This is a genomic window from Streptomyces daliensis (assembly GCF_054782395.1).
This window is the reverse complement of the sequence record NZ_BAAGSO010000010.1, coordinates 43715-53137: the sequence shown is the minus strand read 5'-3', so window position 1 is coordinate 53137 and position 9423 is coordinate 43715. Positions and strand designations below refer to the sequence as shown.

Annotated in this window: 12 protein-coding genes; 4 read left to right on the top strand and 8 right to left on the bottom strand. The window is 71.2% G+C overall.

The genetic code is table 11. The features are described 5' to 3' along the window. Positions 1-299 precede the first annotated feature (299 nt). Entirely contained in the window at positions 300-968 is a 669-nt protein-coding gene (locus tag ACYVOO_RS03230) for a DNA-3-methyladenine glycosylase (protein WP_461014120.1), read from the bottom strand. A 139-nt stretch (positions 969-1107) separates the two neighbouring features. On the opposite strand from ACYVOO_RS03230, the gene ACYVOO_RS03225 reads away from it, so the two are divergent. Next, a complete protein-coding gene (locus tag ACYVOO_RS03225) occupies positions 1108-1890 on the top strand; it encodes a sporulation protein (RefSeq protein WP_461014119.1) in 783 nt (260 codons plus the stop codon). A 132-nt stretch (positions 1891-2022) separates the two neighbouring features. Here the strand turns inward: ACYVOO_RS03225 and ACYVOO_RS03220 are convergent, their stop codons facing one another. Beyond that, a complete protein-coding gene (locus ACYVOO_RS03220) occupies positions 2023-2454 on the bottom strand; it encodes a barstar family protein (RefSeq protein WP_453351336.1) in 432 nt (143 codons plus the stop codon). Between the two features lie 128 nt (positions 2455-2582). Between ACYVOO_RS03220 and ACYVOO_RS03215 the strand changes: the two genes are divergently transcribed. Next, complete coding sequence (locus tag ACYVOO_RS03215) at positions 2583-3122, top strand: YbhB/YbcL family Raf kinase inhibitor-like protein (RefSeq protein ID WP_453351335.1); 540 nt, start codon at positions 2583-2585, stop codon at positions 3120-3122. Positions 3123-3536: 414 nt separating this feature from the next. Continuing rightward, positions 3537-4085, top strand: coding sequence for an HNH endonuclease (locus ACYVOO_RS03210; RefSeq protein WP_461014118.1), 549 nt, complete (start codon positions 3537-3539; stop codon positions 4083-4085). A gap of 164 nt (positions 4086-4249) precedes the next feature. Here the strand turns inward: ACYVOO_RS03210 and ACYVOO_RS03205 are convergent, their stop codons facing one another. From ACYVOO_RS03205 to ACYVOO_RS03190, 4 genes are all read right to left on the bottom strand, one after another. Next, complete coding sequence (locus ACYVOO_RS03205) at positions 4250-5017, bottom strand: sulfite exporter TauE/SafE family protein (RefSeq protein ID WP_461014117.1); 768 nt, start codon at positions 5015-5017, stop codon at positions 4250-4252. Between the two features lie 147 nt (positions 5018-5164). After that, positions 5165-6124: an SPFH domain-containing protein gene (locus tag ACYVOO_RS03200; RefSeq protein ID WP_461014116.1), complete on the bottom strand. Its 960-nt coding sequence runs from the start codon at positions 6122-6124 to the stop codon at positions 5165-5167. Between the two features lie 86 nt (positions 6125-6210). Then, the gene (locus tag ACYVOO_RS03195; RefSeq protein WP_453351348.1) at positions 6211-6636 is read right to left on the bottom strand and encodes an NfeD family protein; all 426 of its coding nucleotides are present in this window, start codon (positions 6634-6636) and stop codon (positions 6211-6213) included. A 21-nt stretch (positions 6637-6657) separates the two neighbouring features. Next, positions 6658-7449 carry an ABC transporter ATP-binding protein gene (locus ACYVOO_RS03190; protein WP_453351347.1) on the bottom strand — a complete coding sequence of 264 codons (792 nt, stop codon included), beginning with the start codon at positions 7447-7449 and terminating at the stop codon, positions 6658-6660. Between the two features lie 106 nt (positions 7450-7555). Between ACYVOO_RS03190 and ACYVOO_RS03185 the strand changes: the two genes are divergently transcribed. Beyond that, positions 7556-8365: a hypothetical protein gene (locus ACYVOO_RS03185; protein WP_461014115.1), complete on the top strand. Its 810-nt coding sequence runs from the start codon at positions 7556-7558 to the stop codon at positions 8363-8365. A gap of 165 nt (positions 8366-8530) precedes the next feature. Here the strand turns inward: ACYVOO_RS03185 and ACYVOO_RS03180 are convergent, their stop codons facing one another. Together ACYVOO_RS03180 and ACYVOO_RS03175 are read right to left on the bottom strand one after the other, a co-directional pair. Further along, positions 8531-8776: a chaplin gene (locus tag ACYVOO_RS03180; RefSeq protein ID WP_461014114.1), complete on the bottom strand. Its 246-nt coding sequence runs from the start codon at positions 8774-8776 to the stop codon at positions 8531-8533. Positions 8777-8965: 189 nt separating this feature from the next. Further along, entirely contained in the window at positions 8966-9214 is a 249-nt protein-coding gene (locus ACYVOO_RS03175) for a chaplin (RefSeq protein WP_453349091.1), read from the bottom strand. Positions 9215-9423 lie beyond the last annotated feature (209 nt).

Here is a 9423-nt window from a genome sequence, read left to right as displayed (position 1 = left end):
GTCTCCGACTCTATCAGACCCGTTTCCCGGCCGTTCCCGGCCGAAATCCGATTCCGACTTTCCCCTGTCGGCGGGGCGCCTTTCGACGTGTCCACTACTTTAGAGGATTTCCGTCCGGGCTCCTAATCGAGCCTTCGAGTCGAATTTCGGCGCACCGAAAAACAACCCCGGTTGGGGAATCTCAGGTAGTGGTTTGACCGTTTGTGAGGGGCTCCCAGGCGACTCTCAGAGTCGACGTGAAGGTCTGCCCCGTTTCAGCGGCTCGATCTACATTAGGGGCCGACCCCCGCAGCGTCAAGTCACGTACGCCGATGCCTCCGTTGGTGTGGCCGATATGGGCTCACCGTCGGGTCCCCGTCCGCCCAGAAGCGCCAGGGCTGGTGGGCGCCCTCGCCACCGACGCCCGTGCGCGGGCCGCTGCGGACGTCGCCGAGATCCACGGGCTCACCAGTGAGGACGCGGAGCGGGGCCGCCTCGTCCCGGCCACACAGGTCGACGCCGTTCAGGGTGCGGTCGATGTCCAGTGCCGTGGCGAGCCGGGCGGGCCCCTTGGCCAGTTCTGTGTCCTTACGGGCCTTCGGCCGGCGCTTCCTCGCCTGCTCCTCGCCGCTCAGCACCTCACCGGCACGCAGCAGCACACCGCTCGCGTGCCCCTCGGGACCGCAGACGAGGTTGAGGCTGAACCACATGCCGTAGATGAAGTAGACGTACGCGTGGCCGGGCGGGCCGAACATCGAAGCGTTGCGCTGTGTGCGGCCCCGGTAGGCGTGCGAACCGGGATCGGCCTCCCCCGCGTACGCCTCGACCTCGGTGAGCCGCAGCTCCATCGGGCCGTCGGCCGTGTTGCGTATCAGCGTGCGGCCCAGGAGGTCGGGAGCGACCTCCAGCACGGGGCGGTCGAAGAAGGAACGGGGTAGCGGCCTGTGGGCCTGCCCACCCCTTGGCGTACGGTCTCGGCCAGCGATCATGCTGTTCGAGGATAACCGAGCCACGGGGGCGACCATCCGGCATCCGGGGCGGACGGAACCGCACGGCAGCGCGCGGCGTAACTCGTAACGAAGGCCGTCACGAGTACAGACGACACAGGCCGAGCCTGGGAGGAATCAGATGGGGTTCAAGAAGCTGTTCGCGAGCATGGGCGTGGGGAGTGCGTCGGTGGACACCGTGCTGCACGAGCCGAACGTGGTCCCGGGCGGCATCGTCCAAGGTGAGGTGCGGATCGAGGCGGGCTCGGTCGACCAGCAGATCCAGGGGCTCTCGGTCGGTCTTCAGGCCAAGGTCGAGGTGGAGACCAACGACGGCGAGATGAAGCAGAACATCGAGTTCGGCAGGCAGTCGCTCGGCGGCGCCTTCGACCTGGCCGCCGACAGCTCCCACACGGTGCCGTTCCAGTTGGAGGTCCCCTGGGAGACGCCCGTCACCATGTTCCTTGGCCAGCAGCTCACCGGCATGAACATCGGCGTGACGACGGAGCTGGCCATCGCGCGGGCCGTCGACTCCACCGACCTCGACCCGGTGAACGTGCACCCGCTGCCCGCCCAGCAGGCGATCCTGGACGCGTTCGGCCAGCTCGGCTTCCGCTTCAAGTCCGCCGACATGGAGAAGGGCCGCATCCGGGGCACCCGGCAGCAGCTGCCCTTCTACCAGGAGATCGAGTTCTTCGCGCCGCAGCAGTACCGAGGGCTCACCCAGGTGGAGCTGTCCTTCGTGGCCGACGGCAACGAGATGGACGTCGTCATGGAGATGGACAAGAAGCCGGGCATCTTCTCCGGGGGCACCGACTCGTTCCGCTCGTTCCAGGTGAGCCAGTCCCAGTTCCAGCAGACGGACTGGACGGCCTACATCAACCAGTGGCTGACGGAGGTCGGCGGCAAGCGCAACTGGCTGTAGCCGTCGTGGGCCGGCCGAGCTGAGCCGGGCGCGACTCCCGTGAGCCGTCATCCGGCCGCCGTCCTCGGGGCGGCGGCCGGACGGCGTTCCCGGCACCGGCCCCGGCGCCCGTGGTCCGCGCCCCCGGTGCCGTCAGCCCAGGAGCACCGAGAGGTGGGCGTCGCGGACCGCCCAGTAGGCAGCGGCGGCCGTGAAGATCTCCGCCGCGGTGTCGGCTTCCTGGGGGGCGGCCTGTTCGAAGTCGCGCCATCCGGCCGTCATGACCAGATAGCCGTCCGTCTCGCCCCACCAGGAGAGGTCGGTGAGGCAGTCGGCGAGCGCGTCCCAGTTGCGGCCGAACCAGTCGGGGAGTTCCAGGCCGGTCGCGCAGCGGTCCATGAAGTCCGCCTTGCTCGCCGCGCCCGTCAGGTCCACCACCGTCCCCACCCAGCCCGCTGCTTCCGCTTGCATCAGGACGTCCGGGCCCACGGACGCGCAGCGGTACACGCCGGGAGGCACGGTGCCTTCGAAGAGGCCCGGCAGCTCGCCGTCGGGCAGTTCTGGCAGTTCCACGGAGCTGGTCATCGTCGCACCACCGCATTGAAGGTCAGCATTGTGAAGGGCTGTCGAGTGGTCACCATGGTGGCAAAGAGGGGGGCCTCGGCTCGTTAGGCTGGCCGGTACAGCGATTCTCGCGATGAGGAGGTTCTCCCGTGACCGAGCAGAAGCGTCGGCCGCTCCCCCACGACTTCCACCCGCCGGTGCCGTCGTTCCAGGTGGTGAGCGACGACGTCTCCGAGGGCGGACGGCTGAGGCCGGACCAGCTCTACGCGCGAGGGAACACCTCTCCCCACCTGCGCTGGGAGGGGTTCCCCCCGGAGACCAAGAGCTTCGCCGTCACCTGCTTCGACCCGGACGCGCCGACGGGCAGCGGCTTCTGGCACTGGTCCGTCTTCGACATCCCGGTGACCGTGACCGAGCTGCCGGTGGGCGCCGGCACGGGCGACATGAAGGGACTGCCCGAGGGCGCCGTCCACGTGCGCAACGACTTCGGCACCCGTGACTTCGGCGGTGCCGCGCCGCCGCCCGGGGACGGGCCGCACCGGTACGTGTTCACGGTGTACGCCGTCGACAGCGAGAAGCTGGGGCCGGACGCGGACGCCTCGCCCGCCGTCGTCGGCTTCAACCTGCGCTTCAAGACCGTCGGGCGTGCGCAGCTCATCGGTGAGCACGAGGAGGTCGCCGAGGACTGAGACTCCTCGGCCTCGACGGGGCCCGGCGCGCGGTGCGCGGCACCGGGAAAATGCTTTGCGCCCCGTCGTCTCCGCGTCGCACAGTGGTGCCGGGCAGTCGGCACCGTGAGCGCGGGGGCGGCGGGGCGCTCGTGTCTGCGCCAGCCGCCCGTCGGAGTCCGGCCGGGGGTCGGGCGACCGCGTCGGCTGCCCCTTGCGCCCCCCCTTCCCCTTCCCCTTTCCCTCACGGGCTCCTCCGCTCCTTCCTGTCTCCTGGGCCTCTCCCACCTGTTGTTCCGTGCTTCGTCACCCTTTCTCCGGGCGCCGGTCACCCCTCGTACGGCGTAGGGAAATTGCGTTGTTCACCTGATCGGGCATCGGCACAGTGGAGCCACCCCGCCACGGGGGCGGGCCGGAGACCGGGAGGTGGAGGCGATGCGGGAGACGCTGGTCCTCAACGCGAGCTTTGAGCCGCTGTCGACGGTGTCGCTGCGGCGTGCGGTGGTGCTGGTCATGCAGGACAAGGCCGTCGTCGAGCAGTCGCACCCCGGCCTCCGGGTGCGCGCGGCGAGCATCGAGCTTCCGGTGCCGCAGGTGATCCGGCTGTGCAGATACGTCAGGGTGCCGTTCCGACAACGGGCGCCGTGGTCGCGGCGCGGTGTCCTCGTACGTGACCGGCACCGGTGCGCGTACTGCGGGCGCAGGGCGACCACGGTCGATCACATCGTGCCGCGTTCGCGGGGCGGCGGGGACACCTGGCTGAACACGGTCGCCGCGTGTGCGACGGACAACCACCGCAAGGCGGACCGTACGCCCGCGCAGGCGGGGATGGGGCTGCTGACGAAGCCGTTCGAGCCGACGCCCGCGGACTCGCTGCTGCTGGCGCTGGGCCTCAAGGACGGCGAGACGCTGCCCGAGTGGCTGACGGTGCGGGGCGCGGGCGCCTCCTCGGGGCCCGCGGCGCCGGAGGCGCTCCCGGCCTGACGCGGCACGGGCGGTACGGGCGGTACGGGCGGCACGCGCGGTACGAGCGGTACGGGCGGCACGCGCGGTACGAGCGGTACGGGCGGCACGCGCGGTACGAGCGGTACGAGCGGTACGGGCGGCGCCCCGGCGCGAGGGAGACAGCTCGCGCCGGGGCGCCGTCGTCAGCGCAGCAGAAGCTGCACGATGGCCGCCGCCCCGACGATCACGATGACGGCCCGCAGCGCGGTCGGCGGCAGCCGTCGCCCTATGCGGGCGCCGAGCTGGCCGCCGATCGCGGAGCCGACGGCGATCAGCAGCACGGCCGTCCAGTCGAAGTCCGCGACGAAGAGGAAGAGGAGCGCGGCGGTGCCGTTCACGACGGCGCCGAGGACGTTCTTGACGGCGTTGACGCGCTGGAGGTCGTCGGGGAGCAGCAGTCCCATCAGCGCGAGGTAGATCACGCCCTGTGCCGCCCCGAAGTAGCCGCCGTAGACGCTGGACAAGAGCAGCCCGGTCTGGAGCGCGGGCCCTCCGTCGGGGTGGGCCGTGCCGCCGTTGCGCTCCCGGCGCCGCTTCAGGGCGCGGGCCAGCCGAGGCTGGACGATGACGAGGACGAGGGCCAGCCCGACGAGGGCGGGGACGATCATGTCGAAGGCGCTGGACGGCAGGGTGACCAGCAGCGCTGCCCCCGCCAGTGCTCCGACGAAGGCGGCGGCGCTGAGCCGCAGTACGCGGCGGCGCTGGCCGCGCAGTTCTCTGCGGTAGCCGATGGCGCCGCTGATGGAGCCGGGGACCACGCCGAGCGAGTTGGAGACGTTCGCGGTGACGGGCGGCAGGCCCGTGGCGAGGAGGACCGGGAAGGTGATGAGGGTGCCGGAGCCGACGATGGTGTTGATGGCGCCCGCGCCGATGCCTGCGGCCCAGACGGCCAGTGCCTCCCAGATGGTCACACGAAGCCCCTCGGATGATCAGTGGTCCTGGCCACTGATCATGCCCGAGGGGCTGGTGGTGCGTGTGTGCGGGGCGCGCGACGGGCCCGTCGCGCGGATGGCGCCGTCACACGCGACAGGCACGCGAGAGGCAGCGACAGGTGCGGCTCAGTCGATCGGGGGCTGCTCGCGCGGCGGCTTGACCATGCTGCCGCCACCGCCGCTGTTGCCCGGGTTCCCGCCGCCTCCGCCTCCGGGACGGAACCCGTCGAGGGCGCCGCCGAGGCCCTTGAGCGCGTCGCCGATCTCGCTGGGCACGATCCACAGCTTGTTGGCGTCGCCCTCGGCGATCTTCGGCAGCATCTGGAGGTACTGGTAGGAGAGCAGCTTCTGGTCCGGGTCGCCCGCGTGGATGGACTCGAAGACGGTGCGGATCGCCTGGGCCTCGCCCTCCGCGCGCAGCGCTGCGGAGCGGGCCTCACCCTCGGCGCGGAGGATGGAGGACTGCTTCTCACCCTCGGCCGTGAGGATCTGGGACTGCCGGACACCCTCGGCCTGGAGGATCGCCGCGCGCTTGTCGCGGTCGGCGCGCATCTGCTTCTCCATCGAGTCCTGGATGGAGGTCGGCGGCTCGATGGCCTTCAGCTCGACGCGGTTGACGCGGATGCCCCACTTGCCTGTGGCCTCGTCGAGGACGCCGCGGAGGGCCGCGTTGATCTCCTCGCGGGAGGTCAGCGTCCGCTCCAGGTCCATGCCGCCGATGATGTTGCGGAGCGTGGTGACGGTGAGCTGCTCGATGGCCTGGATGTAGCTGGCGACCTCGTACGTCGCCGCGCGCGCGTCGGTCACCTGGTAATAGATGACGGTGTCGATGTTGACCACCAGGTTGTCCTGGGTGATCACCGGCTGCGGCGGGAAGGGGACGACCTGCTCGCGGAGGTCCACGCGGTTGCGGACGGTGTCGATGAACGGCACCACGATGTTCAGGCCCGCGTTGAGCGTGCGTGTGTAGCGGCCGAAGCGCTCGACAATGGCCGCGCTGGCCTGCGGGATGACCTGGATCGTCTTGATGAGTGCGATGAAGACCAGCACCACCAGGATGATCAGGACAATGATGATGGCGTCCATCGCTCGTCGCCCCCTGCTGTTCGTTGACGGTTCGCTGCGTTGCGGAGCCGCTGTGCCAACACGCTGCGCACAGACGGCTGTTGGCGCTATCCCATCACGACGGCCGTGGCTCCGTCGATCTCCACCACGTCGACCTGACGACCTGGTTCGTACGCCTCACCCGTATCCAGCGAACGGGCCGACCAGACCTCGCCTGCCAGCTTGATCCGTCCGCCCTGGCCGTCCACCCGTTCCAGGACGACGGCCTGGCGCCCTCTGAGCGCGTCCACGCCGCTGGACAGCGCGGGCCCCTGTCTGCGCGAGCGCTGCGCTATGGGGCGTACCACCAGGATCAGCGCGGTCGAGACAATCGCGAAGACGACGACCTGGGCCACAGGGCCCCCACCGAGCCCGGCCGTGACAGCACCGGCGACCGCGCCGACCGCGAGCATGCCGAACTCCGGCATCGCGGTCAGGACGAGCGGAATTCCCAGCGCCACCGCGGCTACGAGCCACCACACCCATGCATCCACACGGCCATGGTAGGCCCGCGATCAGCTCAGCGGCAGACCCTGCGCCGTCCACCGGTCGCCGTGCTGCTCGACGACGAGGGGCAGCCCGAAGCAGAGCGAGAGGTTGCGGGACGTCAGCTCGGTCTCCACCGGACCCGCGGCCAGCACCTGGCCCTGACGGATCATCAGGACGTGGGTGAAACCCGGCGGGATCTCCTCGACGTGGTGCGTGACCATCAGCATCGAGGGCGCCAGGGGGTCGCGCGCGAGCCGTCCCAGGCGGCGCACGAGGTCCTCACGGCCGCCGAGGTCGAGCCCGGCCGCCGGCTCGTCGAGGAGCAGCAGTTCGGGGTCGGTCATCATGGCGCGCGCGATCAGGGTGCGCTTGCGCTCGCCCTCGGAGAGGGTGCCGAACCTGCGGTCCAGGAACTCGGTCATGCCGAGCCTGTCGAGGAAGGCGCGGGCGCGGTCCTCGTCCACCGCCTCGTACCGCTCCTGCCAGTGCGCGGTCATGCCGTACGCGGCGGTCAGCACGGTCTCCAGGACGGTCTGGGCGCGGGGCAGCTTGTCGGCCATCGCCATGCCCGCCATGCCGATGCGCGGGCGCAGGTCGAAGACGTCGACCCCGCCGAGCCGCTCGCCGAGGATGGTGGCGCTGCCCTTGGTCGGGAACAGGTAGCTGGAGGCGAGGTTGAGCAGGGTGGTCTTGCCCGCGCCGTTGGGCCCGAGGATCACCCACCGTTCGCCTTCCTTCACCGACCAGGAGACGTCGTCCACCAGAGCACGACCCTCGCGGACCACTGATACGTCCACCAGCTCCAGTACTTCGCTCATGAGCGCGTTGTCTCCCATAGCAGTCGCGATTTTCTGTGCCTGTGGGCACAGTCCCCAGACAAAACCTACGCCACCTCTTCCGAAGACCGTTCCCTAGGCTGGGCTCATGCTCGATGAACCTCGTTCGGGGCGGATGGCCGCCTGGGGAAACGCACTGTTTGCCGGTCTTGTCTCGCCCGACGAGGCCGCGGAAAGGATCGTCGCCGACGACGTGGTCCACCGGGTGGCCGGGCTGCCGGGGGAAGCCGAAGGGGCTTCCGTCGGGCTGACCCTGGCGCTGGGGCGGCTGCGCTCGCTCGGCGCCACGGGCCTGCGGGTGGCGCTCCCCGCGCCGGGCCATCCGCTGGGCCTGAGCGGGCCGCCGGAGTTCAACGCGCGGGCGCTGGAGTCCGGGGAGGCCGTGGTCGCCTCGGGTGTGGCGCTCGGCCTGGTACCGGAGGTGTACGAGGCCGGACCCGAGGGCGATGTGCATGTGGAGGTGACCTGGCACTGCCTGCCCGTGCGCGAGGCGCCGCCGGCCGATGTGCCCTCGCTCGGCGAGGCCGAGCGGGAGCTGGCCGAGGCCATGCGCGACGCGACGGAGGTACTGACCCGGCTCGACGTGGCGGGCTCGGGCCCGGTCGCGAACGCGGCGCTGGACGCGTACCGGGCGCGCATGGAGGCGGGGCGCCGACTGCTGGCCCCCGGCTATCCGCCGCGCGCCGTGCGGGTGCTGGAACTGGGGCAGCGGGTGCGGGCGCTGGTGTCCATCGCGTACGGGGAGGGCGGCGACGGGCGCGAGCACGGCGGCGCCGTGAGCGCCTCGGAGATCGCCGCGCGGACCGAGGCGCTGCGCCCGGTGGAGCGCACGGCCCGCAGGGCGCAGGTGGCGGCGTACAACGCGTACGCGGAGGAACTGGAGCGCGGGCGGGGCTGACGCGGGGCGGGGTGGGGCGGGTCGCGGTTGCCGGGACGCGCCGCAGCCCCGCGGGCCGTCGCCCGCGGGGCTGTGTTCCGATCGTTCCGGTGGTCCCGGTGTTCGTGGTGCCGGTGCTCGTGCGCGCTACGGGTCTCCGTGTGCGCTACGTGTCCGGCACGGGGCTCAGAAGTTGTGCGAGGAGTTGCCGAACACCGGGTTGACGAGGCCGACCACGTTCGCGGAGTTGCCGGTGGCGTTCACCGGGACGTCGACGGGGATCTGGACCAGGTTGCCGGAGCCGACGCCGGGCGAGTTGGCGGCCCCTCCGCGCGCGGAGGCGTTGTCGGTGGCGAGCGCGGAACCGGCCGAGGCACCGGCGGCCATACCGGCGGCGGCGAGGACAAGCACGACCTTCTTGGCGGTCTTCATGGGATGTCGTTCCTTCTGTGTGGCGCGCGGCTCCGGTCGCGGAGGCGCGCGGCGGAAAGCGGGCGTACGGGTGGAGCGCGGACGTCCGGGGTGGGGGCCCGGGAACGGCCGCGGCCGACGCACCGGAGACGGCGCCCGCCCCTGGGTGGGCACCCGGGGCGGGGTCTGCGCGGTGCGCGGCGGGTGGCGTCAGTGGTTGACGGAGTTGTTGCCGAAGGCCGGGTTCAGGCCGCCGATGACGGTGGCGGTGTTGCCCGTGGCGTTCACCGGGATGTGAACCGGGACCTGGACCAGATTGCCGGAGCCGACGCCGGGCGAGTTGGCGGCGCCGCCGTGCGCGACCGCACCGCCGCCGTGCGCGGCTGCGGCGCCCGCACCGGCGGCGAGGATGCCCCCGGCGACCATGGTGACTGCCGCTGCCTGCTTCAGCTTCTTCACTTTGTTTGCCCCTCCTGGCGAGTGGCCGCGGCACGTCGCCGCGGCATGCCCTGGAGAACGGGACCGGCGCTCAGGGGATACGCCATTGGAGCGACATCTACACGACGGTATGAATCTCATCCCGGACGGGAACGTTCCGCCGCGACGTCCCGCCGCGCGCCCGCGTCGCCGCCCCGTCAAGCCCGCCCGTCGGCCCGTCGGCCCGTCAG